General features: G+C 59.4%; 24 protein-coding genes. 8 read left to right on the top strand and 16 right to left on the bottom strand.

The window, feature by feature from the left end; translation table 11 throughout:
- Positions 1 to 837: protein-glutamate O-methyltransferase CheR (locus AAC126_RS14890; protein WP_339854640.1), on the top strand; the 837-nt coding region annotated here is incomplete at its 5' end.
- Positions 834 to 1,916 (top strand): CheB methylesterase domain-containing protein, encoded by a 1,083-nt coding sequence (locus AAC126_RS14885; RefSeq protein WP_339854638.1) that lies wholly within the window; start codon positions 834 to 836, stop codon positions 1,914 to 1,916. The genes AAC126_RS14890 and AAC126_RS14885, both read left to right, overlap by 4 nt.
- A gap of 13 nt (positions 1,917 to 1,929) precedes the next feature.
- Here AAC126_RS14885 and AAC126_RS14880 read toward each other — a convergent pair whose 3' ends face one another.
- From AAC126_RS14880 to AAC126_RS14870, 3 genes are read right to left on the bottom strand one after another with little or no spacing between them, the layout of a single operon-like run.
- A complete protein-coding gene (locus AAC126_RS14880) occupies positions 1,930 to 5,148 on the bottom strand; it encodes a chemotaxis protein CheW (protein WP_339854635.1) in 3,219 nt (1,072 codons plus the stop codon).
- A gap of 4 nt (positions 5,149 to 5,152) precedes the next feature.
- Entirely contained in the window at positions 5,153 to 6,073 is a 921-nt protein-coding gene (locus AAC126_RS14875; RefSeq protein ID WP_339854633.1) for a chemotaxis protein CheW, read from the bottom strand.
- Positions 6,070 to 6,495 (bottom strand): response regulator, encoded by a 426-nt coding sequence (locus tag AAC126_RS14870; RefSeq protein WP_339854631.1) that lies wholly within the window; start codon positions 6,493 to 6,495, stop codon positions 6,070 to 6,072. The genes AAC126_RS14875 and AAC126_RS14870 overlap by 4 nt, the downstream gene beginning before the upstream one ends.
- A gap of 295 nt (positions 6,496 to 6,790) precedes the next feature.
- Between AAC126_RS14870 and AAC126_RS14865 the strand changes: the two genes are divergently transcribed.
- Positions 6,791 to 7,495 (top strand): hypothetical protein, encoded by a 705-nt coding sequence (locus tag AAC126_RS14865; RefSeq protein WP_339854628.1) that lies wholly within the window; start codon positions 6,791 to 6,793, stop codon positions 7,493 to 7,495.
- A gap of 14 nt (positions 7,496 to 7,509) precedes the next feature.
- Here the strand turns inward: AAC126_RS14865 and AAC126_RS14860 are convergent, their stop codons facing one another.
- The 10 genes from AAC126_RS14860 to ehuA form a co-directional block, all read right to left on the bottom strand.
- Positions 7,510 to 9,180 carry a hypothetical protein gene (locus tag AAC126_RS14860; RefSeq protein WP_339854625.1) on the bottom strand — a complete coding sequence of 557 codons (1,671 nt, stop codon included), beginning with the start codon at positions 9,178 to 9,180 and terminating at the stop codon, positions 7,510 to 7,512.
- 363 nt (positions 9,181 to 9,543) lie between these two features.
- Positions 9,544 to 10,530 carry an oligopeptide/dipeptide ABC transporter ATP-binding protein gene (locus AAC126_RS14855; RefSeq protein WP_339854623.1) on the bottom strand — a complete coding sequence of 329 codons (987 nt, stop codon included), beginning with the start codon at positions 10,528 to 10,530 and terminating at the stop codon, positions 9,544 to 9,546.
- Entirely contained in the window at positions 10,527 to 11,534 is a 1,008-nt protein-coding gene (locus AAC126_RS14850) for an ABC transporter ATP-binding protein (protein ID WP_339854621.1), read from the bottom strand. The genes AAC126_RS14855 and AAC126_RS14850 overlap by 4 nt, the downstream gene beginning before the upstream one ends.
- The gene (locus AAC126_RS14845; protein WP_339854619.1) at positions 11,534 to 12,730 is read right to left on the bottom strand and encodes an ABC transporter permease; all 1,197 of its coding nucleotides are present in this window, start codon (positions 12,728 to 12,730) and stop codon (positions 11,534 to 11,536) included. Before AAC126_RS14845 ends, AAC126_RS14850 begins: the two co-directional genes overlap by 1 nt.
- 4 nt (positions 12,731 to 12,734) lie before the next feature.
- Positions 12,735 to 13,745, bottom strand: a complete 1,011-nt coding sequence (locus AAC126_RS14840; RefSeq protein ID WP_339854616.1) for an ABC transporter permease — start codon at positions 13,743 to 13,745, stop codon at positions 12,735 to 12,737.
- A gap of 108 nt (positions 13,746 to 13,853) precedes the next feature.
- The gene (locus AAC126_RS14835; protein ID WP_339854613.1) at positions 13,854 to 15,902 is read right to left on the bottom strand and encodes an ABC transporter substrate-binding protein; all 2,049 of its coding nucleotides are present in this window, start codon (positions 15,900 to 15,902) and stop codon (positions 13,854 to 13,856) included.
- A gap of 247 nt (positions 15,903 to 16,149) precedes the next feature.
- Positions 16,150 to 16,806, bottom strand: a complete 657-nt coding sequence (ehuD, locus tag AAC126_RS14830; protein ID WP_339854612.1) for an ectoine/hydroxyectoine ABC transporter permease subunit EhuD — start codon at positions 16,804 to 16,806, stop codon at positions 16,150 to 16,152.
- 2 nt (positions 16,807 to 16,808) lie between these two features.
- Positions 16,809 to 17,477, bottom strand: a complete 669-nt coding sequence (ehuC, locus tag AAC126_RS14825; protein ID WP_339854611.1) for an ectoine/hydroxyectoine ABC transporter permease subunit EhuC — start codon at positions 17,475 to 17,477, stop codon at positions 16,809 to 16,811.
- Positions 17,478 to 17,572: 95 nt separating this feature from the next.
- Positions 17,573 to 18,424, bottom strand: coding sequence for an ectoine/hydroxyectoine ABC transporter substrate-binding protein EhuB (gene ehuB, locus AAC126_RS14820; RefSeq protein WP_339854609.1), 852 nt, complete (start codon positions 18,422 to 18,424; stop codon positions 17,573 to 17,575).
- A 61-nt stretch (positions 18,425 to 18,485) separates the two neighbouring features.
- The gene (gene ehuA / locus AAC126_RS14815) at positions 18,486 to 19,310 is read right to left on the bottom strand and encodes an ectoine/hydroxyectoine ABC transporter ATP-binding protein EhuA (protein WP_339854606.1); all 825 of its coding nucleotides are present in this window, start codon (positions 19,308 to 19,310) and stop codon (positions 18,486 to 18,488) included.
- A 264-nt stretch (positions 19,311 to 19,574) separates the two neighbouring features.
- On the opposite strand from ehuA, the gene AAC126_RS14810 reads away from it, so the two are divergent.
- The gene (locus AAC126_RS14810) at positions 19,575 to 20,048 is read left to right on the top strand and encodes an Lrp/AsnC family transcriptional regulator (protein WP_339854604.1); all 474 of its coding nucleotides are present in this window, start codon (positions 19,575 to 19,577) and stop codon (positions 20,046 to 20,048) included.
- A 75-nt stretch (positions 20,049 to 20,123) separates the two neighbouring features.
- Here AAC126_RS14810 and AAC126_RS14805 read toward each other — a convergent pair whose 3' ends face one another.
- A complete protein-coding gene (locus AAC126_RS14805) occupies positions 20,124 to 20,609 on the bottom strand; it encodes a bacterioferritin (RefSeq protein WP_339854602.1) in 486 nt (161 codons plus the stop codon).
- A 301-nt stretch (positions 20,610 to 20,910) separates the two neighbouring features.
- Here AAC126_RS14805 and AAC126_RS14800 point away from each other — a divergent pair, with 301 nt between their 5' ends.
- A complete protein-coding gene (locus tag AAC126_RS14800) occupies positions 20,911 to 21,777 on the top strand; it encodes an HAD family acid phosphatase (protein ID WP_339854600.1) in 867 nt (288 codons plus the stop codon).
- A 116-nt stretch (positions 21,778 to 21,893) separates the two neighbouring features.
- On the opposite strand, the gene AAC126_RS14795 is transcribed toward AAC126_RS14800, so the two are convergent.
- Positions 21,894 to 23,327 carry an ATP-binding protein gene (locus AAC126_RS14795; protein WP_339854599.1) on the bottom strand — a complete coding sequence of 478 codons (1,434 nt, stop codon included), beginning with the start codon at positions 23,325 to 23,327 and terminating at the stop codon, positions 21,894 to 21,896.
- Positions 23,324 to 23,863, bottom strand: a complete 540-nt coding sequence (locus tag AAC126_RS14790) for a hypothetical protein (RefSeq protein ID WP_339854597.1) — start codon at positions 23,861 to 23,863, stop codon at positions 23,324 to 23,326. The genes AAC126_RS14795 and AAC126_RS14790 overlap by 4 nt, the downstream gene beginning before the upstream one ends.
- A gap of 247 nt (positions 23,864 to 24,110) precedes the next feature.
- Here AAC126_RS14790 and AAC126_RS14785 point away from each other — a divergent pair, with 247 nt between their 5' ends.
- Genes AAC126_RS14785 through AAC126_RS14775 form a run of 3 tightly spaced genes read left to right on the top strand, consistent with a single transcriptional unit; the run spans position 24,111 to position 26,316 of the window.
- On the top strand, positions 24,111 to 24,782 hold the full coding sequence (locus AAC126_RS14785; RefSeq protein ID WP_339854595.1) for a haloacid dehalogenase type II: 672 nt from the start codon (positions 24,111 to 24,113) through the stop codon (positions 24,780 to 24,782).
- A gap of 12 nt (positions 24,783 to 24,794) precedes the next feature.
- Positions 24,795 to 25,466: a GntR family transcriptional regulator gene (locus AAC126_RS14780; protein WP_339854594.1), complete on the top strand. Its 672-nt coding sequence runs from the start codon at positions 24,795 to 24,797 to the stop codon at positions 25,464 to 25,466.
- Between the two features lie 22 nt (positions 25,467 to 25,488).
- Entirely contained in the window at positions 25,489 to 26,316 is an 828-nt protein-coding gene (locus tag AAC126_RS14775) for a GNAT family N-acetyltransferase (protein WP_339854592.1), read from the top strand.
- Positions 26,317 to 26,456 lie beyond the last annotated feature (140 nt).

The following is a 26,456-nucleotide window of genomic DNA, read 5'->3' as shown; positions in this document are numbered from 1 at the left end:
TTGGAAAGTACTAACCCGGTCACGGCGGAGTTCGACGAACTCCGCCGTCTGGCGCATAATAAATTCGGGATAATCGTTCCAGCGAATGCGGAAAGTTTCCTGGATTCGCGCCTGCGTGCCTTCATGAGCCTGTCTGGTCACGAGACGATCCCGGAACTCCTGCGTGAAGCACGCAGTGACGGCCGCGAGGATCTGCTGATCAATCTCGTCGAGCATCTCTCGACCAATCACAGCTATTTCTACCGGGAGCCGGCGCATTTCGAGTTCATGGCCTCCACCTTGCTCCCGGAGCTCGATGAACGGCTGCGCCGGGAGCGGACGAAGGACATCCGGATCTGGAGCGCGGCGGCGGCGGCGGGCGAGGAAGCCTATTCGGTGATCATGGCGATGCGGGAATATTTCGGAACGCATTACCAGGATCTGGATGCTGGCGTTCTGGCGACAGATATCGCCAAGGCGACCCTGCGCCGGGGTGCCATCGGCGAGTACAGAGCCGAGGCTTTCCGTCACATGCCACTGGCCTGGCAGCAGAAATATCTCGAATATATCGGCGACAACAGTTATCGCGTGGTAAAGCAGGTACGCGACGATGTGATGTTCCGGTGGCTCAACCTGACCGAACCACTCGAAATGTTGCGTGGCCGCTTCCATTTGATCTTGTGCCGAAACGTGATGATCTATTTCGACGATACGACCCGGGAGAATCTGGTCCGGAACCTGAGCACGATGCTCGCACCGGGTGGATATCTCTTTATCGGCCATACCGATAACCCGGATCATGCGAGGATTTATCTGGATCAGGTCCGCCCCGCGATCTTCAGAAAGAAGGCCTCTTGAACGGCCCCAACGGCATTCTCGTTGTCGCTTCGGATCCGCTACTCCGCAAGGTCGTGACGGAAACGATAACGCCCCTTATCGGCGATACGGAAGTCCTCGCGGTATCGCAGACACGTGCCACGCCCGACCGCCTTGCGGGCGCCGAGATCGTCGTGCTGGCCGCCCGCGACAATGATTTCCAGAGCCTCGGGAATGTATTCGAGCTGAGCAAGACCTGCGGGCGCCCTCTTCTCCTGATCACCGCCGGGGAAAGCACGGAGGGCCGTACCGTTGCCGCCCAGCTTAAAATTCCCTCCGGGCTGCTGGTCTCCATCCCCGAGCTCGATATCCGCTCCGAGTTGAAGGCCGCCTCTTCCCGTATTGAAAGTGCCCTGCGGCAGGCGCGCGTGGACCGCCCGCGCCCCGCGCCGCCGCCAGTCGCCCCCCGCCCCGTCCAGACACGGATTTCCCCGGAGCCGGCGAAACCAAGGCCTCCCGAGGATATCGGCGGCGTCCCCTATCTTGGCACCGTGATCTGTATCGGCTCGTCGACCGGCGGCACGGATGCCTTGATGACCGTGCTTTCGGGCCTCGACAAGGATTGCCCGCCGGTGGTCATCGTCCAGCACATGCCGAAAGACTATGTCGAGGATTTCGCAAACCGGCTGAACCAGTCCTGCACGATAGATGTGATGCTGGCCTATGACAGCCAGCCCCTCCGCCCGGGCCTCGCGGTCGTGGCGCCCGGCGACCGGCAGTTCCGGTTGCGCAAGGGGAACAAGGGCATATGGACCGCGCTCGGCGAAAGCGAGCGGATTGGCGGTCATTGCCCGGCGGTCGATGTGATGATGAAGTCGGCGGCACAGGAACTCGGCAAAAAATCCGTCGGCGTCATCCTGACCGGGATGGGGCGGGACGGCGCCGAGGGCCTGCTTGAAATGCGCAGCGCCGGTGCGCGCACCCTGGCCCAGGATGAAGCCAGCTCCGTCGTTTACGGCATGCCGAAAGTCGCCTTCGAGGAAAAAGCGGCGGATACCGTCCTGCCGCTGCAGAAGATTGCCGGATGGATTTCCGGCGTCACCCTTACCCTGCCGAAATAATACCGAGCGCCCCCTAGGCTCCCGCGATTGCGATCAGGGTTTCCGGGTCGAGCACCAGCAACGGCTGCCCCTCGCCCATGACCGTGGCGCCGGCCAGAACATCCACTGCGTTCAGCGCCGGATGCAGTTCCTTCATGAAGACTTCCTGACGCCGCTTCACCCGCGCCACGGCAACACCAACCCGGCGCTGCGGCGTGCCGATGATCACCACCGGGAAAGCCGTCTGGTTTGCCGCTGCTTCCGGTGTTTCCCATCCAAGCATGGTTTCGATCGCACGCACCGGCAGGAAACCGTCGCGATGCTGAATGCCGGCAAACTCGCCGACTTCCTGGATCTGACTGCGGGCAACCTCGATCACTTCGACGATGGAACGTTCCGGCAAGCCGAGATCCCGTTCGCCATCGGTCACCACGACAATGCGCTGCAATGCCGCCGAGACCGGGAAACTCAGATAGAACTTGGTGCCCTCGCCCTCGACACTGTCGATATCGATTGACCCGCCGAGACGCCGGATCGTGGTCAACACCACGTCCATGCCAACCCCGCGTCCGGATGTTTCCGTGATAGCCGAAGCGGTCGAAAAGCCCGGCGCGAAGATCAGGCGCTGGATTTCCCGTTCGGACATCCGTGCGGCATCCTGATCAGAGAGCAGATTACGCTCCATGGCTTTCGCCTTGATCCGGGATGTGTTCAAGCCGCGCCCGTCATCGGCAATCATGATCTGTGCGACATTGCCGGTCTGGGTCGCCCGCAGCGTCAGGATCGCTTTCTCGGGTTTACCCAGATTCTGCCGCTCCTCCGGCATCTCGATCCCGTGATCCATGGCGTTGCGGATCATGTGGACCAGCGGCTCCATCAGAGCATCCACCATCGACTTGTCGATCTGGATGTCACCATCCTCGATATCGAGATCGACCTGCTTGCCGAGACTGCGGGCGAGATCGCGCACCAGACGCGGCATACGCCCGAGCACGATGCTGATCGGCACCACGCGAAGCTGCAGCGTGACGGAATGCAGCATCCGCAGCGTGGTTTCCGCCTTCGCGATCTGGCTGGCGAGAATCTTGCCAGCGTCATCGATATGGTTCGCCGCGTAGCGCAACCGCTCCGCCTTGCGCGCGCCGGTCTGCTTCGCCAGAGAGCGCAGTTCCGCGATCGTGCTGGCAAATCCGGCTTCCGATGCTCCCTGCTCGATCCGGGAGATGCAGAGGCGCAGCTCGGCGACCGTATCGAGATAATTATCCACCAGCTCCGATGACACCCGGAGCGAACTCCCGCCCGAACCACGGCTCGCCGCACCCGCTTCCGAGCGTTCGGCCGGGACCTTGGTGTCGGCCGCAACCGGTTCCAGAGTGGCCGATTTCGCGGCCGGAGGAACGGGTGCCGCCTGTGCCGCGGCTGGCGGCGGCGTCATCGCGGCGGTTTGCCGAATCGGCGCTGCTTGCGGCGCGGTAGCGGATTTCGGCGCCGCATCGCTCCCAACCGTCCAGTCATCCCCGATATGCATCACGCCCGGCTCCGCTCCGGCAGAGACCTGTTGCGCGGGGGCTTGTTGTACTGGGGCTTGTTGCACGGGGGCCGGCTGTGGTGCCGCCGCTGCATTCTGCACCTTGTTGCTTGCCAGAACCTGCCATGACTGCAGGGCGGCGCGGGCACCATCGATTGCCTGCACGGCCGCCATCATCGGATCGGCCGGGCCGATAACGCCAACAAGGAACTGATAAAGATCCGGGTGCGTGTCCACCAGAACCCGGTTCGACATCACCTTTTCCTGATAGATCCGGCCCATGATCTGCTGCGTGGAGGCCGGGCCGTCCGGCAACATGGCCTGGATCTCGATAAGATTGGCATTCGGCTGTTTCAGGAAATCAGCGATCTGTTGCCGCGCATCCGGCGACAGGCTGTTGAAAACCTCATCGCCAAGGGATGTCCGCAGTTCCGCCACCGCCGCTTCCGCGTTGGTCAGCAACAGGGCCATCTGGTCCCGCAACCGGTCATAGGTGCCGCGCAGCATATCGAGCGAGGCCACGTTCAGTCCTTCGATCCCGATCACCTGGCTCTCGCGGCGGATCTCCTCGACCACAGCCAGAGCGCCTGAACGGTCGCGCCAGTCTGCTTCCGCCGTCAACTCGCTGGACAGCCGGGCCAGAGCCGAAATCCGCTGCACGCCGAGAGCGCGGGCAAGAATGCCGACCAGCTCCCAGTCCTTCGAGGTTCCGCCGCCCGCCGATAGCCGGTCAACCACTTCGCGCGCCTCGCGGGAGATGTGAGGCGACATGGAATCGTCCACATCCTCCATCGACAGCCCGGAATTGGCGAGTTCCGACAGCAGCCGCAGCCGGTGCACGAAGATGCAAAGCCCGCGCGTCAGCTCCGTCTTGTCCAGCGTGCCGGAGTCCCGGAGCAGATCGACGATATCGTTCAGAACATCCGAAATGCCGAGATAACCGACCTCGTTCGCGACCTCCCGGATCGCAAGCACCGAGCCGGATATGGCCTGGGTGTCGAGCGCTTCCAGTGTCGGGTTTTCCAATGCCTCCGCGAGCTGTCCGAGCTCATTCCGGACCACCTCGTCAAACGGCCCCACCGTTTCCGGCTGGAATTCAGGCTCGGACGGATCCGCCGCGGCCTGGGAGACCTGCATCGACATCTGCCGTACCGCACCCGTGTCACCGGTTTCGGCAGGCGCCGTCTCGACAGGAGGAGGTGGTGGAGGTGCGGGAGCCGCCTGAGGCGGAGGAGCAGGTGCGGCCGGAGCCGCCTGTTGTGGAGCGGCCTGCGAAACCGGAGCAGCCTGCGGTGCCGGCGCGGCAATAGCGCCACCGCTCTTCAACTGCGCCTTCGCAGCAGTCAATTGCGCGACCAGTTGCATGTCTGCCGGTGCGTCGCTGGAGCTGGCAATACTCTGCTCGCGCAAGGCCACCAGCGTATCCGCGGTCTGCAAAAGCAGCTCGCGTGTTGCCTCGTCCGGCCGGGCTTCCCCGTTCCGGAACATGTCGAGCAAATCTTCGGCGTGATGCGCGACAAGCTCGATGCCGGTAAGGCCGAGGGACGCGGAAACACCTTTCAGGGAATGCATGGCGCGAAACAGCGCGCTCATCGTCTCCCCGTTTTCGAGGTCGGCCGCACTGCCGGAAAGGATATGCTCGATCTGGCCGAGATAGTCCTCGCTCTCCTGCTCGAAGAGTTCCCACATCGCGCCGCCGGCGCCGTCGTCGTCGAAACCGCTCATGCGCCTATCCTCTGCCGTCGCCGGAGCGGTGGAAATCCGGCACCATCAACGCAATCAGTGCCGGCACATCGATCACTTCGTGGAACGCGCCCTTGTGGGAGATCACCCGCGCCTGGGTGTCATCGTCGGACGGCCGCACCGGGCTCTCGTCAACGACGATGCCCAGGACTTTCTCCGTGGCGATCGACCATTTCTGCCCATAGTAATTCACGATGATATGGATGGTCTGATCGGCGAAGCCGCCGCGCGACAGGCGCAGGACAGGCATCACGGTACCGCTGACCTCAATGACAGAGTCGAGCTTCACGCCGGGCCGCTTGGGCAGCGGCGTGGTCTCCACCTCGTCGATCGCCCGTTCCACCAGACTGGAATCCACGGCATAGAGATGATCGCGAATGGTCAGCGCCATGTAGCGCTGGCGCGGCCGTTCGACCACCTTTTCCTGCTCGGAGACCAGCTTCATCGCACGCTGGTCGGAGATCAGCGGCAAGGCGCTTTGCGCATTGAACCAACGATCCGGATCGACCGCCTGGACCAGATTGCCGTCATCGTCGAGATAGGCGTGCTGCGGCTGATCCGTCGCCACCAGCCCCTTGGTCGGGTGGGCCGGATCGAAATTCCGGATGCCGATGATCTTCTGCACCGCGAGGCCAATCACCGCATGACCGCGCTGCAGGATGATACACATCGGCAGATCGGTTTCGGGATCGTGCGAGCCGGCGCGAACCACCACCAGCGGGATCGGCTCCTTCCGGAGCACCATGACGCCGATATATTCGTCCGCCTCGCCCTCGATCGGCTCCATGTTCTCGATCTCGACGACCTCACGGACGCCCGACAGCCTTACGCCGTATCGGCGGCCATCCGACTGGAACAGCAGAACCGGGATCTTCTGGGTCTCGAAGGTACTCTCCACGGCGCTCATGCCGATGCCCCCCGGGCAGCATCCTGTTCATCCATCAGCCTGTTAATCGTATCGATCAACAGGCTGCCCCCGCTGGCATCAACATCCCGGCTGACGGAGCCGGACGGCTTGCCGATCACGGCATCCGCGCCAACAAGTCTGGCCTCCACTGCCTTGGGAGATGCCGGATGCGTCAGGGAAGACAGGACAATGACCTTGGCCGGAGACAAGATCCGCAAGCGGCGCAAGCATTCGATCCCGTTCATCACCGGCATTTCGATGTCGAGAGTGACCACGTCCGGGTTCAGCTCCCTGGCGAGATCGACGCCCTCGCGGCCATTTTCGGCCTCTCCGACAACCTCGAATCCCTCGGCCCGATCAAGAATGGTCTTGATCGTCAGGCGGACCAGACGCGAGTCATCGACAATCAGAACCTTAGGCATGCGGGAACCATTTGCCAGGGGTGGAAACCATCTTCAAATCAAGGGCTTCATGGTTCCATATCAGCCCGGCTTTGCCTACCGGCAAATTGCCGGAAGAGCGCCTGCGGGGATGAATATTCCGCACATTGGAGCGTCCGGCCGTCCGGCTGACGGAGCGCCGCGCCGAGCGCCGGTTACCCGCCATGCCGCCACACTTTGAATTTCTTGAAATCAACGCGCAATCAAGCGCTTGCCCTCTGCAAGAGGCTATAGGACGATAGGAACGCCCCATGACACGCGTCGCGATGGACATGACATGACCGAACAGAATGTGATCCCGAACGGAACCCAGAACGGTTCCGGTGAATTGCTCGCCTGGCACTTCGTCGATGAAGCGCTGCGTGACGGCCAGCCCCTGCCGCCGGATGGCGAGAAACTCACGCATGGCGCGGCGCCCTCTCTGTGCGTCTCCGGCCTGCACGCCTCGGAACGCATTATCGACGCTCTCAAATACGCCCCCGGGAACACCATCTGCCGGGTCGAATGCGAAGATCTCGCGACCCGGCAGGACGACAAGCTGGTCTGCGCCACACGCACCGTTCTGTGGCGCGTCGACGGCGAGGAGCTGCTCAGGGAGTTTGCCCGCAAGGTCGCCCTCGATGTCGCCGATCTGTGGAACATCCCGGACGGTGTCCGCAAATTCCTGGAAACCGGAAACGAAAACTTCCGTGTCGCCGCCAGAGCGGAAGCACGGGATCTGTCCCGGGCCTATGTGCGGGAGGATAATGTCACCGCCGCGGCTGCGGCCGAGGCCGCGCGTGCCGCCGCCGCCCGCACCCATGCCGCCCGCGCGACGGCTCTGGCCGCGGCCTGGGCCGCGAACCGGGCGCGCGGCGATGCCGGAACCTGGGAACGCTACAACACGCTTCTGGAAAACCTCGTCGAGACGGCGCGAACCGCCGGAGACGGCGACGACGAGTGGGGCGATTTCGCCGACGAACTCGAAATGGAACTGGGCTGACACGTAGCGAGCACTCACCCGAAGAAGCCACAACGGTGCAGCTGCTCGTGGAATTTCCGTAACGTGTTGGCCTGCTCTTTCGGGTCGGGAATCTGGGAGACCAGTTCCGACTCGAAATTCGGCCGCTTCAGATGGTTGACGATAATTTCCCGGGCCAGATTTGACGCCTTGCCCTTCGGCAGCATTTCCGGCTGCACCATGCTTACCAGCATGAAGGCCCGGACATGCAGCGGCCGTTCGGAATTATCGATCTTGTCCAGGATCTTGCCGTTAACGATGTAGGAAGCCAGCAACTCGTCGATACGGCTGGTGAGCTGCTCTTTTCTGTTATCCGGCAGGGCCGATTTGGTGATCCTGTTGAAGATCGACGTGATCTTCGCCATTTTCTTGTTCGGCGGCAGTTTTTCCCGCACCAGATGGTTCACCGAGGGTGAGCCCACAAGCAGCGCATCAAGATGATTGTCGATCTCCGCGCCGAGCACTTCCGAGCCGAGCTTGCTTTCCAGCAGCGACAGCAGATAACCGGCCTTGCGCCCCGGATCGGCCAGCGTCGGCAAGACGGACGCCGCCGCTTCCTTCATGCCTTTCTGGCCACCCTTGTTGATGATCGTTGACTGGCGGGTGGTCACGGCCTCCGCCATATCCGCCCCGCCGATTATATTGATGTCGGGGATCAGCTTATTCAGCAAGCCGTGGAACACCTCGCGTTCCTCTTCCCGGTCTCCCTTGGAAAGCGGACTCAGGCCCTCGAGCTGACGGCGGACGCGATCAACCAGGACAGTCTTGCTCTCCGGAAGCTTGCCTGCGCCGATCAGTTTGTTGAGCTGGATATTCGTGTAGGCGGGATGCTCGATTGTCAGGTTCTCGGGCTCTTCGCCGATCGGCTCCCCATTCGCAAAACAGATCATCGTGATCAGCGCACTGGCCAGATCGCGCTGATGGCCAAGCATGTCGCGCAACACATCCGCGTTATGGAGAATATCGGATATGTAGATATCCAGCGCCGCCATCGTCGCCGGATCCTCGGAGATCACGGCCCAGTCGACGACCTGCCCCAGCTTGCCGACGAAACTCCGGTTCTCCACAAGCTCCGTCGCGAGTGCGGACCGGATCAGATAATCAAGTTCTTCCGGCGCCGCGGACGCCTTCAGCTCGGCAATGCCCTCATTCAGCCCGGTATCGCGGATACGGGGCATCGGGCGCTGCAGTGTCTTCTGTGCCAGATGATTGATCTGGTCGACATAGGCGAACAGCGTTTCGCGACGCTCGTTCGCATTCGTGTCTTCCAGCTTCGCGGCCTGGAATGTCGCCACCTTGGCCACGGCAGAGAAAAGCAGCGTGCCGTCATCCAGCAGGCGCTTCATCTCGCGCGCTGAGTGCATGGCTTCGGTTGCTGTCAGATTATGTTTGTCGAGATAAGCTCGGAACAGACGGTTGATCGTCGTCCGGCCATCCGTCGCATAGAAGTCATCAAGCGTGTAGCAGACCGGCGCATCGTCGATATTCTGGATGAAGACCTTCTCGTCACCCTTCGGCTTTATCCGCTCGAAGAGGATGTCTTCAGGACCCAGACTGTTAACAGGCTTGCCGGTGTCGGATACGACCCGAACCCCCTCATTCCCGGCCCGGGAGAGGATCTTCATGGCTTCGGCCTGAGCACTCTCCTTCGACGTCTCGGTGGCCACGATTGACCACGATCCGTCACGGAGCGTCAGTATTTCGAATACCTTATTTGAACTACCAAACACGTGTGTACCCGCACTTACTTTCTGTCTTCAACCGACCCTTTCAGCGATATTCTCTCGCATGTTTGGTCGATATTAGCGCGAATTTATAGCTAATAGAAACTTAACACTCTTCCACAGCAACTCAAACACGAATGCGATTGAGTTGAAGTCACGGGATAAAATGCAATTCCTGTGCCTGTTTGCACAACATTCAAAATTTCGATAAATCGCAGTCATGAACGGCTGGAATTGCCCGGGCACTCCAAAAGCCGCTCATGCGGCCATGAGCCAGAAGGCATGGCCAGAAGACAGGTGCCGGGATTATTCAGCGAAATGGCAGGCAACTTTATGCCCGGTCGAAAGTTCACGCCAGGCAGGTACCTCGGCGGAGCAACGCGCTTCCGCGACAGGGCATCGCGTGTGGAAACGGCATCCGGAAGGTTTGTTGAGGGGGGACGGAATTTCGCCCTCCAGCTTCTGCGCCTTGCCCCGGTCGTCAGGATCGAGCGACGGGATCGCGGACAGCAATGCTTTCGTATAGGGATGCTTTGGCCCGCTGAACAGCTCACGGCTCGGCGCCATTTCAACAATCGCCCCCAGATACATCACCGCCACATAATCGCAGGTGTGGGCCACAACGCTGAGATCGTGGCTGATGAACAGGAAGGTGATGTCCATATCCTTCTGCAATGATTTCAGAAGGTTCAGGATGTCCGCCTGAATGGACACATCGAGTGCCGCCACACTCTCGTCCGCGACAAGGAATTTCGGCTCGCAGACAAGGGCACGCGCGATGGAAATGCGTTGCCGCTGGCCGCCGGAGAAGGCATGCGGGAACCGCCGCAGATGCTCCAGGTTCAACCGGCACTTCGCGGCGATCTCCCGGACGCGCTCATCGGTTTCCGCCCGCGACTTGGTGAGTTTCATGACTTCCAGCGGCTCGGCAATAATGTCTCGCACCGTCATGCGTGGGCTGAGCGCCGCATAGGGATCCTGGAAAATCAGCTGCGCGCGGCGGCGATATTCCTTCAGCTCGGCCTTGCTCATCATCGCGACATCGAAATCGACATCCTTGTCGCGATACCGCACCTCGCCGTCCGATATCGGCGCTGCCTTGAGGATTGCCCGGCCGAGCGTGGTCTTGCCGGAACCGCTTTCGCCGACCAGTCCGAAGAAAGACCCGCGGGGTATATCCAGCGACACCTCATCCACCGCCTTCAGAACATTGCCGCCGCCAAGAAGGCCTTTGCCGACACCGAAATGAACGGAGAGGTTATTCACCCAGACATGACTATCCTGAACGCTCACGACACGGTCTCCCGGGCTGTTTCAACCGCGACGCAAGCCGCCTGGTGACTTGCCGACACATTGACCGCATCGGGCCGGACCGCATCACAGGTGCCCGGGATGAATTTCGGGCACCTTGTGTGAAACACACAGCCGTCCGGGCGCTCAAGCGGGCTCGGAATATCGCCGGGCACAGGTGTCAGCGGCTCATCCAGATGATCCAGCTTTGGCAATGCATTGAGCAGGCCCTGGGTATAGGGATGCGCCGGCGTGCGGATCACCTCGCGCACACTGCCCGTTTCCATCACCCGGCCGAGATACATCACCGCCACGCGGTCCGCCGTTTGCGCGATCACACCCAGATCGTGAGTGATGAACAGGATGGCCATGCCGAACTCGCCGATCAAATCCTTCATCAGATCGATCACCTGGGCCTGGATGGTCACGTCCAGCGCCGTGGTCGGCTCGTCCGCGATCAGCAGCTTCGGCTTGGTCGAGAGTGCCATGGCGATCATCGCCCGTTGCCGCATGCCGCCGGAAAATTCGAACGCGTATTGATCTATCCGCTTGCCTGCATCGGAAATGCCGACCCGGTCCAGCATCTCAACCGAAAGCTCCCGCGCCTGCTTTTTATTCATCGTGCTGTGCAACAGAAGCTGCTCGATCATCTGGTCGCCGATGGTGATGGCCGGCGCGAAGCTCGCCATCGGCTCCTGAAAGATCATCGAGATGGCACCGCCGCGGATGATTTTCAGATCCTTCTGTTTCGTCAGGGACAGGATATCCACCGGCCCCTCCTCCAGATTGAGCGTGATACTGCTCTCCGGGCCATAGACCGTGTTACCCGCATTCAGCTTCATCAGCGCTTTCGCGGTCACCGACTTGCCGGAACCGCTCTCGCCAACCAGCCCGAGCACTTCTCCGGCAGCGATATCGAAGGAAACATTATCGACCGTGGTGATCAGGCCTTCATCGGTCCTGAACTGCACCGTCAGATTGCGGACGGAAAGAAGCGGTGCCGCCATCATTTGTGATCCGAATAAGGGTCGGCCGCGTCGCGCAGCCCGTCGCCGACAAAGACGAAGGCCAGCACCATGCCGACAAAGAAAATGACCGGGATGAAGTACCACTGATAATTCAGCAACACGTCCGCGCTGGTAACGCTCTGGAGCAGCACGCCGAGTGAATTAACCGGTTCCTTCAGGCCGAGGCCGATGAAGCTGAGAGCGGTTTCCGAGAGCACCATGTAGGGGAACGAAATCACCAGATCGACGATGATGTAGCTGGTGAAACTCGGCAGCAGATGGCGCCGGATGACATGGCTGGGAGAGGCACCGCACATCCGGGCAGCCAGCACATATTCCTGGTTCCGCTCGGTCAGCAAGTGCGTCCGGACACGCCGGGCCAGCGTTGGCCAGCCGATGAAGCCGAGAATAATGGAGATGAAGAAGAACCGGGCTTCCGAACTCCAGTCGTCCGGAACGAACGCGGCCAGAGCCATGAACAGCGGGATCGCCGGCACGGTCCTGATCGCGTCCGTGAACATCTGCAGGCAGCCATCGATCCAGCCGCCGAAATAACCGGACACGCCACCGATCACCAAAGCCAGCACGAAACTGATGAAAACGCCGATGGTGCCGACGGCAAGTGAGGTATAGATCGCGTGCAAGGTGCGGGAAAAAATGTCCTTCCCGGCATGGTCCGTCCCGAAGAGATGGATGCCGCCCTTGTCCACGCCGAACAGGTGCGTGGTCATCCGGAACCCCGGGATCGAGATATCCAGCGCCTCGCCCGGCAGGTTCAGCTCAAAACTGAACATCCGGTATTCCCAGCCGGTCGGAAACAGCTCGACATAGCGCCGCTGCTCCGTGTTGATTTCCGTCACCCAGCGAAAGTTCGTCTTGATCGAGCGGGTCCGCTCCAGCGTGTGCAGGAAGGGTCGCAGGGAGCAGCCGTTGTGATCGCAGAACATCGGAATCTGCGGCGCGCCGTTCTGATACTCCTTGTCGCGCCCCGCAATGGTCGGATCATACGGGGAGAGAAAGGGCGCGAAGAAGCCCATGAGGGTAATGGTGATCAGCACCATGCCGGCGATCATCGCCGCCCTGTTTTTCTTGAAGCGCGCCCAGACGAGTTGCATCTGGCTGGCCGTGAAATAGGCTTCCCTGGATTTCTGGTCCGCGCTTTTCACTGGCGCGCCCGTGACTGTCTGATCGACCATCGTCCTAGCCCCCCATCACGCTTTTGCGCACCCGCGGATCGATCACCGAGAGCAGGATATCGGTCACGAAATTGAGCGACACGATGGAAGCCGTCAGCATGAAGATGATCGCCCCCGCGAGCTGCTGGTCATTCGACCGCGCCAAGCCTTCCAGCAGCAGGGAGCCAGCTTCCGAAAGTGTCAGGATCACCGCCACGATAGGCAGTTCGTTGAAAACACGATTCAGGTCGAACCCGAGGGAATTGATGATCGGGCCGAGGGCATGGCGGGCCGGATAGCGCCAGAGCAGCTTGCCGCCGGTCACCCCCCGCGCCCGTGCCGCCGTGACATAGAGTTTGCCGTATTCGTCCGACATCAGCGCCCGCACGGTCTGCAGGGCGAAGGCCGTGGCGGACCAGCCGAGAATGAAGATCGGCAGCCAGGCGTGCGACAGGAAATCGATCACCCGGTCATAAGACCAGGGCGCGTCCCGGAACTCCTTTGAGAACATACCCGTCAGGGTGTCGCCAAAGACCATGGTGGAGAACAGCATGATCATCAGCGCCAGCAGGAAATTTGGCAGGGCAAGACCGAGATAGGAGACCAGCCGCAGACCGTTATTCATGCCCGGGCTTGCCACCGTCGCCGATATGATGCCGACGGGCAATGCGATCAGGTAGGCGACCAGAAGGGCTGTGAAACAGATCCCGAGGGAAACCCAGATCTTCTCGCCGAGAAGCTGGTTGATATTGACGCGCAGGATGCAGCTATCGCCGAAATCGCCACGCAGAAACACATTGCCGACCCAACCCGCCCAACGCTGGATATAGGGCTTGTCGAGGCCAAGGCGTTTCTCTTCAGCCCGGATATTCTCGATGCTGATCTGCTCGCCCTGGGTGTTCTTGAAGGCGAGATACCGTTCCGCGCAGTTCCCCGGCACCATCTCCATCAAGGTGAAGACGATAAAGGAAACCAGCAACAGCGTGATCACGGCCATGGCCGCGCGCGTGCAGGCAAATTGAATTAATCTCAGCATATCCCCGCCCCCGTCGGTCTTAGATTGACCGATCTTTTGAGGTCATCAATCTAAAGCCGACGCGGTCAGGACCGGAGCAGATGCCCCGGTCCCGCCGCGCGGAGATCATCAGTTCTCGTCAGCAAGGAACCATTGCTGCGGACGATAGGGATAGGTCCGGTAATATTCGTAGGACCAGGTCTTGAACTCCGGGAAGTTCTTCAACGCGTTCCGGTGATAGATCGGGTTCGGCGCCTGCACCGTACCGAGGAAGAGCAGGTTCTCGGTCATGTTCTGGACAAGACGCTGTCCGATCTCGGCGGATTCCTTCGTGCCCACCGGAGCGGACTGGAAGGCATCGATGTCCGCCAGCATCTCGTCGACATATGCCGGCGGCTTGACGCCCTTTGCGCCCTTGCTGTCGACATATTCGGCCCAGAGCATGCCCGTGCGTCCGCCGAAATAATTCTCGAACGGCGGCTGGAACAGCTCGGAATTGCCGAGCACGATGGCCAGCGGCTGACCCTTCTGCCACATCAGCACATCAAGCTGGTTGGAAGACTGAGCCGACCGATATTCGTCCGGGGTCACTTCCTTCACCGTCGCCTTGACGCCGACATTGGTCCAGTGCTGGGCCACCAGCTCTGCGACCTGACCGGGCATGCCCTGCGTCGCGAACTGCAGGTTCAGCACCAGCGAAGCGCCACTCGGCAGGTCCCGGGCACCGTCGCCATCCTTGTCGACCACGCCGATCTCATCGAGCAGCTTCTTGGCCAGATCGGGATCAAACTGGGCGTAATGCTTTTCCCATTTCGGATCGATGAAATCCGGGGTCGGCGAGAAAGCCACATACTGCTTTGGCTGACCGAGATCGAAGAAGGCAACCTCGTTGATTTCTTCCCGGTTCATCGCCACCGACATGGCCTGGCGGAATTTCAGGTCGCCGAAGACCTTGCGTTTTTCCTCATCCGTCGAGGTGACGTTGAAGGAAAAGGTCGGCATGGCGATGGTCGGCTTCAGGTCGACCGTGTAGCCGCCCTTTTCCTGGTTCTCCAGCATGATCGGCGCCGACGGAAGCTGCATGGACTGCGACTTGTAGTCGATCTCGCCGTTCACGGCCTTCAGGATGCGCACCTCGTTCTCGTTGATGTGCACTTCGTCGATTTCGCTGATGTAGGGGAGCTGATTCCCCGCCGTGTCGACCATGTGGAAATACGGGTTCGCCACCAGGTGACGTCCCTCGGTCGATTCAGCCACGACGATATGGGATTCCAGCGTCGGGTAAACGCCCTTCGGCATTTTCGGCGCTTTCTCCGGGTCCGACAGCATGATCGAGGGCGTGTCGGTCCAGTCCGAATTTCCGTAATAGGCGGAAATCACCGCATAGCCGCTCTCGAAGCCGAGCTCTTTCGCCTTCGCGTCCGCATCCGGGTTGTATTTCGGATGGAACATGCCGAGGAAATGCTTCGGCATGAAGGGCTGGGAATAATGCGTCGCGAAGTGGGCGAGCAGACCCGGTTTCGGTGCCGGCAGGTTGAACACCACGGTCTGCGGATCGGGCGTTTCCACCGTCATCCGCTCGCCGGCGACCAGCACGTAATCCTTCGGGCTTTTGATGATGTTCTCATCGAACACCATGTCGTCGTACCAGAACTTGATGTCCTCGGACGTGAATGGCGCACCGTCGGACCATTTGTGGCCCTTGCGGAGCGTCATGGTCAGCTTCGTGAAGTCGCTGTTCCATTCCCAGCTCTTGGCCACGTTCGGCACGATCGTCGCGAGATCGTCGCTGTAACGCACCAGACTGACATGCCGGACGGACAGCAGATCGGACGTACCGGCTTCCGGCGCATTCGACAGACCGTCGAGAACGCCGCCATAGGTGCCTATTTCGGCATACGGCACGACCACCAACGGCTCTGACGGAAGGCGTTCGGCCAGCGCGGGGAGCGCGCCGTTGCCCTGAATCCTGCCATTCAGATCAGCCGATTTCGGGTTCCCGGCAAAGGCCAGCTTGCAGCCTGCCACGGATTCAAATTCGGCCAGTTCATACTGTTGCGGAAAGGCCCCCGCCTTCACGCCCTTCATATCGGCCACGGTCATCGGCGGGCAATCGGCTGCCGCCGTACCGGCAAAAGCGCAAAGCGCCAAACCAGCAAACAAAACTCTCTTACTCATGAAGACCCCCTGTTTTTTTGTTGAAGACCCTCCACCCAAGGATCTCCGTTACACGATACAAACCCTCCGTTTATTCATACCGCATTGCAATATGATGACGGTTTGTGAAATCGATTACCAGCATCATTTGTTGCCGATAGAGAGTCCCCATACGCCTATAGGTAAACTTTTGATGTAATTGGAAGAATTTTTAATGTGCGGCGCAACATCACGGTTGCCGGATCAATGCCGGCAACCGCTGCCTGCATTATACTTTTCGCTGAAACTTTTTCTCGAGCCGCAGTGCCAAAACTGCGGCCGGAATGGACACCAGCAAGAAAAACACTCCGACTAATGTCATCGGCTCCAGATACTTGTAATGGCTATTACTGAAGATGTTTGCAGCATTGAACAGTTCCACCACGGTGATTGCCGCCAGCAACGGAGTTTCCTTGAACATCGTGATGAGATAGTTGGCAAGCGGAGGGATCATCGGTGGAATTGCCTGTGGCAGCACGACATAGCGCCATGTTTGCACCGCGCTATAGTTCAGCGAGCGTGCAGCCTCCCATTGCCCTTTCGGGATATTTTCAATCCCTGCACGGAACACTTCGGACGTGTAGGTACTGAAATGCAACCCGAGTCCGATCACACCGGCAAGAAAGGGCGAAAGAAAGATCCCCAGATCAGGCAGCACATAAAATAGAAAATAGAGCTGCACGAGCAGCGGCGTGCGCCGGACGAATTCCGATGACCAGTAGGAAAAAAAGGCCAGTGGCTTGACCGACGACATTTTCAAGATAGCCAGCGCGAGCCCGAGCACGTACGCAAGAACGGCTCCGACCAATGTTGCCTGCACCGTGACAACCAGTCCGGTAGCCAAGCGCGGCATTACGGCAAAGGCTACATCCCAGCTCCATTCCATGATCAGCCTCCCTGCCTGGCAACGGTGTTACGGCCTCTGGAGAAACGTTTTTCCAGCTGTTTCATACCGCTGAGCAGAATTGTAGAAATGAGGAAGTAAATCACCAGGATCGCGAGGAACGGCTCAAGTGTCAGGGCCGTCTGCGAGCGGACGATCTGCGCCATATAGGTCAGATCCGCGATCGTGATCAGCGACGCGACCGCTGTAAGCTTGAGGAGTTCGATCAGCAGGTTGCCGAAGGAAGGCAGCATGACGGGGATAGCCTGCGGGATCAGCACATAACGATAACGCTGATAGACGGTATAATTCAGAGCGGTCGCAGCTTCGCTCTGCTCCTTCGCCACCGATTTCACGGCGCTCCGCACAACTTCCGAGCCATAGCTTCCGAGGTTACAGCCGCAGGCCACAATACCGGCCAGCATCGGAGGCAGAAACAATCCCCAGAGCGGCAACACAAAATACATGAAAAACATCTGCACGAGTGCGGACGTTCCCCTGAAAAATTCAAGATAGACGACAGCCGACCAGCGGACCGCCCGATATCGCGACATCCGGGCCAGACCAACAATGAAGGAAATAGCAAGAGCCAGAACGGCGCTTGCCAGGGTCAACTCAATCGTCGTCAGGGTGCCTTGCCAAAGCAGAGGCGCATATTCAATGACCGCGTCCATACAAATCTCCAGGCAGTCCTGCGGCCTGGGCCGCCGTCCTGTTTACAGACGGCGGCCACCGACCGGTCCGGGCGGGAACACTCGGTCGACCGGGATCAGTTACCCGGGCAGAAGTCGTCGCGTTTGACGCTGAGCGTTGCCTCGGTCGAGAAACCATACGGCTCGATGATCTCGGCGAACTCACCGCTTTCCTTCAGCTCCTTCAACGCCTTGTCGTAAAGATCGCGGAACTCCGTATCTTTCGGATTAAACGCGGCACCGGCACATCCCATCGGCACTCCCGCGACCGGCATAACCAGTTCGAGCTTTGGGTCGTTGGTCTTGCGAAGAAGGTCCTGGGTTCCCAGACCAGACAGTGCGAACACATCCACACGTCCCTGCTGCAGCATCTTGATGCCGCTCGGCGGATCGGTGAACACCTTGATCTGTTCCGGCTTGACCCCGCGCTCCAGCGCATATGCTTCTTCAGCACAACCGGCGCAGGTCGTCATCGTCACCTCGGGATTGGAGGCGATATCCTCATACGTCATGATCTTGTGGGGATTACCCGCCGCGACGGCAAAAGCCTCGGCGCCGCACAGGTCCGGCTCGGAATAAATGATAGACTCACAGCGCTTGGGTTTGATGTAGAGACCCGAGGTTGCCATGTCGACACGGCGTGCCTGGAGTGCGGGAATCATCGCGCCATAGGGCACGATCTGCGATCTCAGCTCGGGAACGCCGAGCTTCTTCATCACCGCGCGCGCAACATCCGGCGCAGCCCCCGTGACATAGCCATCGGACTTGATGTCGCTATAGGGCGGCTCATTCGCAACCGCGACCGTAGCGTAACCACGTTCCCGAATTTCATCCAGGGTGCCGGCATTGGCAGAGACCGGCATGACGGTCATGACCAGAGCCCCAAAAATGACTGCTTTCAGCAGCCCCCCCGCATTGACATGTTTCATCAAATTCTCCATTTACCGATTGCAGACAAAAGTCTCCCAGAAGAGCTCTCTCGTAATTTTGTCAGTTGATGTTTGAGAGAAAATTCCGGAGAAAACTGCGCGTTCTCTCCTCTTTCGGATCGGTGAAGATCTGATCCGGACTACCGGATTCAACGATCTTTCCTTTCTCGAAAAACAGCACCCGGTCGGCGAAATCCCGGGCGAAATTCATTTCGTGCGTCACCGTAAGCATCGTTGTGTCGGTCTCGACCGCAAGGCGCCGCAAAACCGCCAGAACTTCCTCGACAAGCTCCGGGTCAAGGGCAGACGTGACCTCGTCGAACAGCATAATTTTAGGATCCATTGCAAGCGCACGCGCTATTGCCACACGCTGCTGCTGGCCGCCTGAAAGCTGATGGGGGTAATGATCCTGTTTGTCAGCCAGCCCGACCATGGCCAGCATATCGCCCGCCTTGTCTCGCGCCTGCGCCTTAGAAGTCTTCCGGATCAGGACCTGGGGTTGCTCGATATTCTCGATTGCGGTCAAGTGCGGGAACAGGTTGAACTGCTGAAACACCATTCCAACGCCGGTTCGCATCCTGCGAAGGTGCCGTTCGCCCGCCCGGACGCGCACCCCGTTTCTTTCCTCATGCCAGAGAGACTCTCCGTCGAGCCTCACATCCCCGCCACTGATATCCTCAAGCGTCATCAGGATGCGCAGGATCGTGGTTTTCCCGGAGCCACTTGGCCCGATCAACGCGAGTTTCTCACCCGCTTTCACATGGAGATTGAGATCGTCAAGAACTCTCAAATCTCCAAAAGACTTTGAAACGTCCCGGAATTCGATGATCTGGTCCACAATGCCCCCCGCTAAACCAAGGTCAATCCGGCCGCAAAGAGCCGACATCCGGTGCCTGTCGCACCGAAACCCGATCCTCCCCTTGGCTTTTGTTTATCAGCGGACGCCCGTAGACCGGAGCACGCCTCTTTGCCTTATCCCTGTTTTCCGGAGCCGTTACCGGCACCGGAAATAGACCAGCAGCATGCGTTCTTCATGACGCCTGTTTCTGTTGATCGTAAAAGTATGCTAGCAAAGGAGATTGACCCAACACGGTCATAAAAATATAAATAATGATAAAATTATTCATAATATAACCAAAAGTGACCAAGAATGCCCAAAACAGATCTGTCTGATACCGACTTGGTGATTCTGAGGTTATTGCAGGCTAATGCCCGTGAACGACTTGAGACCATCGCTTACGAGACAGGCCTCTCCGTATCAACAGTTCAGCGGCGGATCCGCACGCTTCGAGACGAAGGCGCAATCCTGAGCGAGACGGCGCTGATAGACCCTGCTGCCACGGGATACCAGATGACCTTCATCATCCTGGTTGAACTGGAGCGCGAACGTATCGATCAAATAGACGCCTTTCGCCGCAAGGCGCGTGCCGAAGAGCAGGTGCAGCAATGTTATTACATCACCGGTGAGGCCGACTTTGCCTTGATCGCCCTGGCCAAAGACATGGAAGACTACCGCGACCTCACGCAACGCCTGTTTTTCGAGGACACGAATGTCAAACGGTTCCGGACTTCGGTTGTCATGGACAGGACCAAGATCGGCATGCATGTCCCGCTGAACGCCTGACAGCGCAACCAAAGATATCGACCCGGCCTGAGATGCGCCGGGTCGATATTCAAAATCCGGTTTGATCAGGGCAGCTTATTCGCCACCCTCACCCGACACAGACATGTGTTTGGCGATATAGGCGGGCTCCCCCATACGGGAAATCAGGTTGAGCTGCAGGTCGAGCCAGGACATGTGCCCCTCCTCTTCCAGGGCGATTTTCTCGAACAGAACGCGGGAGCCGATATCGCCTTCTTCCGCTGCGTCGCGGGCAGCTTCGGTGTAGAACTTGATGGCGCCCTTTTCATCGTCGAGGTCAGCCTGGAACATGTCATTCAGCGACTGGGCCCGCATCGGCGCCTTGTCGAAGCGGAGTTCCGGCTCGCCATCCAGGAACAGGATACGTTCGATGAAGGCATCGGAATGCCCCAGTTCCTCCTGCATCTCCTCGCGCATCTGGGAAGCCAGACGGTCGATGCCCCAATCGTCGAGGACATGCGAGTGAAGCTGATACTGGTGCGCCGCCGTCAACTCCATGCTGAGGGCTTTCTGCAGATTTTTCAGGGTTTTCTTGTTAGCCATCTCGGCACCTGTCTCCGTTTTCCTACGATTAAGTCTCTGGAGGTTCAATGCGCCGGAACGGAATTTGTTCCAGGCAAAAAACCTGCTGAGCATCACATGGTCAAAGGCAGACACCGCAACCATAGGTCATATTGTCGCTGGCACGCTCATACCCGGCCCGGCCTACCGGGATCGCGGTCCCGCACCGGCGAGCCAGCCGCTCAAACGCACTAGCAAATTATTGCACATTCATGACAGCATATGCGCCATGCTGGGGCAGGCCTGCCCTCGTCCCGGCCACGGGTAACGAAAGGGTCAGACCATGCACTATCTCCTCAAAACCACCGCACTCGCCGGCCTCACCGCCGTCGCCCTCAGCTTCGGCGCGGCCGGTGCCGCGAATGCGGAAGACATCAAAGCCAATGACGGGCTGAATGCCACCTATTGGGTGCAGAACGCCGTCGAATACAAGGCCAATGCCTACGCACTTTACCAGCTCGCCATGCTGCGTCTCGACCAGGCGCTTGCCGACAAGAGCTGGACCGCGGCGCTGGAACAGACCGGCGATTACCAGTCCAAGCCTCCGGCTGTGATCCTCGATATCGACGAGACCGTGCTCGACAATTCGGCCTACCAGGCCTGGGTCGTCGAGAAGGACACGTATTACAGCTCGAAAACCTGGACCCCGTTCGTGGAAAGCCAGACATCCCGCGCCATTCCCGGCTCGCTTGAATTCACCAAATACGCCAAGTCGAAAGGCGTGAAGGTGATCTATGTCACCAATCGCAAGGCCCATGAGGAAGACGCCACACGGGCCAATCTGAAGAAGTTCGGCTATCCGGTCGACGAGGACACCGACGTTGTTCTGGTGCGCGGCGAGAAAGAGGAATGGAAGTCCTCCAACAAAACCCCGCGCCGCGAGGCCGTGGCCGCGACCTACCGCGTGCTTCTGCAACTCGGCGACAATCTCGGTGACTTCACGGACGAGAATGTAAAAGGCTCGCCGTCAGAACGCCTGGCAACCTACGAAAAGTATCAGGCCATGTGGGGCAAGCAGTGGATCATGTTCGCCAACCCGACCTACGGGTCCTGGGAAGGCGCCGCGATCAACAACAACTGGAAAGCCTCCAGCTCCGAGAAACGCGCCATGAAGCATGCCATCATGGATGAGTGGGAAGGCCCGAAGTAATCTCCGGGACCACCTCGGAAATCCTGTGCGGCAGCCCGGCTTCGTCCGGGCTGCTTTCATTTCCGCCGCTGGTCTGCCGCTGGCGCCTTAACTGCTGACAGGGACCGGAAGCCAAATCAGCTTCCATCGGCATCCTGCAGGGTTTTCTCCTGTGCGGCGGCGATCCGGTCCGGCGGAAAACGAACCGTGACCGTGGTTCCTTCGGAGAGCCTGCTTTCGATCTTCACCGCGGCGCCATGCAGTTCGGCGAACCGCCCGGTCAAGGGCAAGCCCAGCCCGGTACCCTCATGCGTCACCGCACTGTTGCTGCGCAACTGGCCGAAAGGCTGCATGACCATGTCGATATGCTCGGGGGCAATGCCGACGCCAGTGTCGCGCACGCCAAGATCAAGTCCTCCATCGGGTGCAACAGAAGCGAACACCGCGATCCTGCCCTGCTCTCCGGTAAACTTCACGGCATTGGACAGGATATTGATCAGTATCTGAAGAACCAGCCGCTCATCACCGATCAAAACCGGAAGAGCCTCGTCCACGTCTATAGTGACTGTTTGCTGTTTCTCCTGGCTCCGCTGCCGGATAAGGGTCACTGCCCGCTCAATGACAGCGATCAGTTGAATGCGTGTCTCATACAGTTCGATCTCACCGGCTTCGATTTTCGCGAGATCCAGGATGTCATTGATAACATTCAGCAGATGCAGACTGGCACTGTGAATGGCCGAGGCATATTCCGTCGTTTTCTCTTCGGAGACCAGACGCTTGTCTCCGCTCTTCACAATTTCGGAGAAGCCGAGAATGGCATTGAGCGGGGTTCGCAGCTCATGGCTCATGAGTGCCAGGAATTCCGTCTTGGCCCGGTCAGCCGCCTCGGCCGCCGCCTGGGTCTTGCGCAGCAGCTTGAGCTCTTCGTTCCGCAGTTCGACCATATGCTGCAGATCCTGCTCGCGCGCTCCAATCAGTCTGAACAGAGAGCGTTGCCGCAGGAAAAAGAACCCGACGATCAAAAGGACCGCAATGGCAAGCACGGCCGAGAATTGATAGGCGATAAGAGCCCGTTTTTCATTCGTCTGGAAGCGCACGAAATCCTGTTGGAAAGACAGCCATATATCCTGCTCGATATGCTCCGCATCGCGATGAATGCGAACCATGTTCTCATGGAACTCGTCAACCAGCGCCGAAGCTTCTTCAATGCTCCGGACCATTTCACTGATTTCGACGTTACGGCGAAGAAACGGCACGAGGCCGCCGGCCAGCGTCTGGTCATCAGAGAGCGCGCTTGAAGCAAAGCCGATTGCCGCCTTGCTGTAGTTAGCCGCCTCTACAAGCTGGTCCTTCTCACCGGTATGGAGGTAGCCGAGAAAGGCCTGATAGCCCCGGCTGGCAAGCGTGGAGACCTTGAAAACATGACGCATCGAGTCCGTTTTCAGCATCGTCTCGTCGGATTCAGCAATCCTCGCAGGGACCCGGCCGAATTCCCGATTGAAATACAGCCCGGCCCCGATGGCCAGAAGCAGCACGATCATTGCAATCACGATATAGCGGTAGGAGGTCACTCGAAACTGATCTCCTGAATCATCCAGAGCCATTTGGGAAGTTTTGCACGATGGGCCGCCTCATCCGGGCTGAAATCCGCAAAAACGATCCGGGCGGGCCCTTTTTGCTCCAGCCCGAAACGCTCTCCGCGCAGTTTCGTGACCAGCAGGATTCTGAATTCTTGCCATTCGGCTTTCTCAAAGGTGATCCGGTAATCGTCAATTGCGATGACCTTGATCGACGTCACCGAAGGGTCGCCATACTTGGCGACAAACTGGTCAAGCATGACCCCTGAATACCGCACCCGAAGCTTTTCGTATGGATTGTAGACCTTCTCTTCGGCAGCGCCGATCCGGTCAATCTCATCGAGGGTGACATCATGCTCGATGCCGAGAGCCGTTTTCCCCGTCAACCGGATGGTTTCCGCCACGGCATCACCGGTCCACGAGGCGAACATGCTGCATGCCACAAGGGTCGCGGCAAAGCCGCGCCGGGACAGCAGGTCACACCGGAAAGCGGATGCAAAGGTGGAAAAGAGATAAAAGATTCCAGACATTCTCCACCCTCCAGGTTGAACATTCTATTTGACCGAATTGCCGAAGAAGGACCCTCTCCGGAGCCAGAAGATCAACCTATAAGACACACTTCGTTAACCAATCCTGAACAAATAGCTCCATTTCCGGCTACAGGAACGGCCAAAAACAATGCTTCTTCGAATATTCACGCTCACAAATAGGATTGTTGACAATCCTATAATCTCACATAAATACTCGCGATAGATACCCTGCACAACCGGACCAGCCATGCGCCCTTCACAGATCCGCTTTATCTCGTTCGACTGCTACGGAACCCTGACCAATTTCCGTGTCGGCGAACTGACAGGACAACGGCTGGCCGATCTCGTTGAGCCAGCTTCAATGGCCCGTTTCCTGGAGGATTTCACGGCCTATCGGTTTGATGAAGTGCTTGGGGACTGGAAACCCTACGCGGACGTTCTTCATCGGGCGCTGGAACGCAGCTGCCGACGCTGGAATGTTACCTTCAGGCCAGAGGATGCCGCTGCCATCGTTGAAGCAGTCCCGACCTGGGGGCCGCATGCCGACGTCCCGGAGCCGCTGGCCCGCGTCGCAAAAGAGATCCCCCTGGTCATTCTTTCCAATGCCGCAGACAGCCAGATCCAGTCCAATGTCGATCTGCTCGGCGCGCCCTTTCACGCGATCCTCACGGCAGAAGGCGCCCAAGCCTATAAGCCCCGCCTGCGCGCCTTCGAATACATGTTCGACACGCTCGGCTGCAGGCCGGAGCATATGATGCATGTCTCCTCCAGCCTGCGATACGATCTGATGTCCGCCAGCGACCTGCGGATCGGCCATCGCGTTTTCGTCGACCGTGGTCACGGGCCGGGCAATCCCGCCTATGGCTATCAGGCGATCCCGGATATCGGCGGCCTGCCCGGCCTGCTCGGCATTGCTTAAGGACACCCGCAGATGGCCGCACCGAGCCCTATAGAAAGGGTCACTCTTCCCATCCAGATCGCCGACCGGCTACGCGCCGATATTCTGGCTGGTCTCTATCCCGGTGGCGCCCAATTGCTGGAAGCCGAACTTGCCCTCACCTTCGGCGTCAGCCGGGGGCCGCTGCGCGAAGCCATGCAGCGGCTTGTCCAGGAAGGCTTACTGCGCAGCGCACCGCACCGGGGAGTGTTCGTCACCGAAGTGGACGAGGACGATCTTCTGGATGTGTTTTTCGTCCGGGAAACGCTCGAGACGGCAGCCATCCGGAAAATCTGTTCGGAGGGAAGGCAAGGCATTGTTGCCGATGCCTTGACGGAAATCGCAGAGCGTATGGACCGTGCTCTCAAAGGCGGGGACACCGCAGCGGGGGGCGATCTCGATTTCGAGTTCCACCGTACGCTGGTCGACGCGGCCGAAAGCGACCGCCTGTCCCGCACATATGCCACCGTCCAGGCGGAAACCCGGCTTTGTCTCCACCGCCTGATGGGCGGCTATCGCAGCAGCAAGGACCTCGCCGAAGAACATTTCAGGCTGGCGAAGGCAATCCGTTCTCAAGACATCGGCGCGATAGAGACCGAATTGCAGCAGCACCTCAGCAACCCGGCCCGCTATCTCCGCAAAGCAGGCGGCACCGCCTTCTCCTGATATTCCACGGAAACCGCACATTATGTCCTTCAGTTTTTCACCGGTCACAACGGATGATCTGGAAAGCATCGTCTCCCTGGTCCAGGCTGTTTCCTGGCCTCATCGTCCGGCAGACATTGATCTGATGATCCGTCTCGGAGGCGGCCGTCTGGTGCATGACGACAGCACCGGGCAGGTGCTTGGTGCCGGCCTCAACTGGGTCTTTGGAAATGCCCTGGCGCGGCTCGGTCTCATCATCATCGCGCCGGAAAGCCAGGGGCGCGGCATAGGCCGAAAGCTGGTCACCCAGTTACTTGAAGATATCGGCCCGCATCCGGTCGTGCTGCTGGCGACGGATGCCGGGCGGCCGCTCTATGAGTCCCTCGGTTTCACAGCCTTCGATACGTCCACTCAGTATCAGGGAACCTACGACGGAGCTCCGTCCCCCGACCCGCGCATTCGACCAGGGACAGATGCCGACATGGAAAAGATAAGCGATCTGGACGCACCGGCTTTTGGCGCACGGCGCGCGCATGCCCTGGAGCAGCTCGCCTCGGCTGGCGAGGTTTCTGTCCTGAGTGAGAACGGCGCCCTGACCGGATATGCGATTGCGCGCCCTTTCGGGCGGGGAACAGCCATCGGTCCGATCGTCGCGGAAAACGAGGCCGACGCCATCACCCTGTTCCGTGCCCTCGCCCGTCCGGGATTTGTCCGCGTCGATTGCCCGGCCGACGCCTCCGAACTGATCGCGCATCTGATGGAAAGCGGGCTTGAGAATGTCGGCACCTCCCCCGTCATGTTCCGGGGGGAGTGGAGTGCACCCGACGGCCCGCACCGGGTTTACGGCCTCGCCAGCCACGCCCTCGGCTGACAGACAGGAGAGTTTGGATGGATCGCATCATCGTCATCGGCAAAGGCATGATCGGCAGCGCCGCCGCGCGGCATCTCGCCGGCCTCACCGACGGCATTACCCTGATCGGCCCGGACGAGCCGGCCGACTACGCCTCTCAC

Source organism: uncultured Nisaea sp., assembly GCF_963974195.1.
Lineage (GTDB): Bacteria > Pseudomonadota > Alphaproteobacteria > Thalassobaculales > Thalassobaculaceae > Nisaea.
The sequence above is the reverse complement of the archived record's forward strand: the minus strand, read 5'-3'. Positions and strand labels throughout refer to the sequence as shown.

Bases quoted from the DNA above. Each gene is read 5' to 3' on its own strand.
- AAC126_RS14785 (WP_339854595.1), top strand. From the start codon at position 24,111: ATGCGCCCTTCACAGATCCGCTTTATCTCGTTCGACTGCTACGGAACC.
- AAC126_RS14875 (WP_339854633.1), bottom strand. From the start codon at position 6,073: ATGAGCGCCGTGGAGAGTACCTTCGAGACCCAGAAGATCCCGGTTCTG.
- AAC126_RS14870 (WP_339854631.1), bottom strand. From the start codon at position 6,495: ATGCCTAAGGTTCTGATTGTCGATGACTCGCGTCTGGTCCGCCTGACG.
- AAC126_RS14775 (WP_339854592.1), top strand. From the start codon at position 25,489: ATGTCCTTCAGTTTTTCACCGGTCACAACGGATGATCTGGAAAGCATC.
- AAC126_RS14780 (WP_339854594.1), top strand. From the start codon at position 24,795: ATGGCCGCACCGAGCCCTATAGAAAGGGTCACTCTTCCCATCCAGATC.
- AAC126_RS14880 (WP_339854635.1), bottom strand. From the start codon at position 5,148: ATGAGCGGTTTCGACGACGACGGCGCCGGCGGCGCGATGTGGGAACTC.
- ehuD (WP_339854612.1), bottom strand. From the start codon at position 16,806: ATGGAATGGAGCTGGGATGTAGCCTTTGCCGTAATGCCGCGCTTGGCT.
- AAC126_RS14845 (WP_339854619.1), bottom strand. From the start codon at position 12,730: ATGGTCGATCAGACAGTCACGGGCGCGCCAGTGAAAAGCGCGGACCAG.
- AAC126_RS14840 (WP_339854616.1), bottom strand. From the start codon at position 13,745: ATGCTGAGATTAATTCAATTTGCCTGCACGCGCGCGGCCATGGCCGTG.
- ehuB (WP_339854609.1), bottom strand. From the start codon at position 18,424: ATGAAACATGTCAATGCGGGGGGGCTGCTGAAAGCAGTCATTTTTGGG.
- ehuA (WP_339854606.1), bottom strand. From the start codon at position 19,310: ATGTCGGCTCTTTGCGGCCGGATTGACCTTGGTTTAGCGGGGGGCATT.
- AAC126_RS14835 (WP_339854613.1), bottom strand. From the start codon at position 15,902: ATGAGTAAGAGAGTTTTGTTTGCTGGTTTGGCGCTTTGCGCTTTTGCC.
- AAC126_RS14850 (WP_339854621.1), bottom strand. From the start codon at position 11,534: ATGGCGGCACCGCTTCTTTCCGTCCGCAATCTGACGGTGCAGTTCAGG.
- AAC126_RS14810 (WP_339854604.1), top strand. From the start codon at position 19,575: ATGCCCAAAACAGATCTGTCTGATACCGACTTGGTGATTCTGAGGTTA.
- AAC126_RS14790 (WP_339854597.1), bottom strand. From the start codon at position 23,863: ATGTCTGGAATCTTTTATCTCTTTTCCACCTTTGCATCCGCTTTCCGG.
- AAC126_RS14865 (WP_339854628.1), top strand. From the start codon at position 6,791: ATGACCGAACAGAATGTGATCCCGAACGGAACCCAGAACGGTTCCGGT.
- ehuC (WP_339854611.1), bottom strand. From the start codon at position 17,477: ATGGACGCGGTCATTGAATATGCGCCTCTGCTTTGGCAAGGCACCCTG.
- AAC126_RS14805 (WP_339854602.1), bottom strand. From the start codon at position 20,609: ATGGCTAACAAGAAAACCCTGAAAAATCTGCAGAAAGCCCTCAGCATG.
- AAC126_RS14800 (WP_339854600.1), top strand. From the start codon at position 20,911: ATGCACTATCTCCTCAAAACCACCGCACTCGCCGGCCTCACCGCCGTC.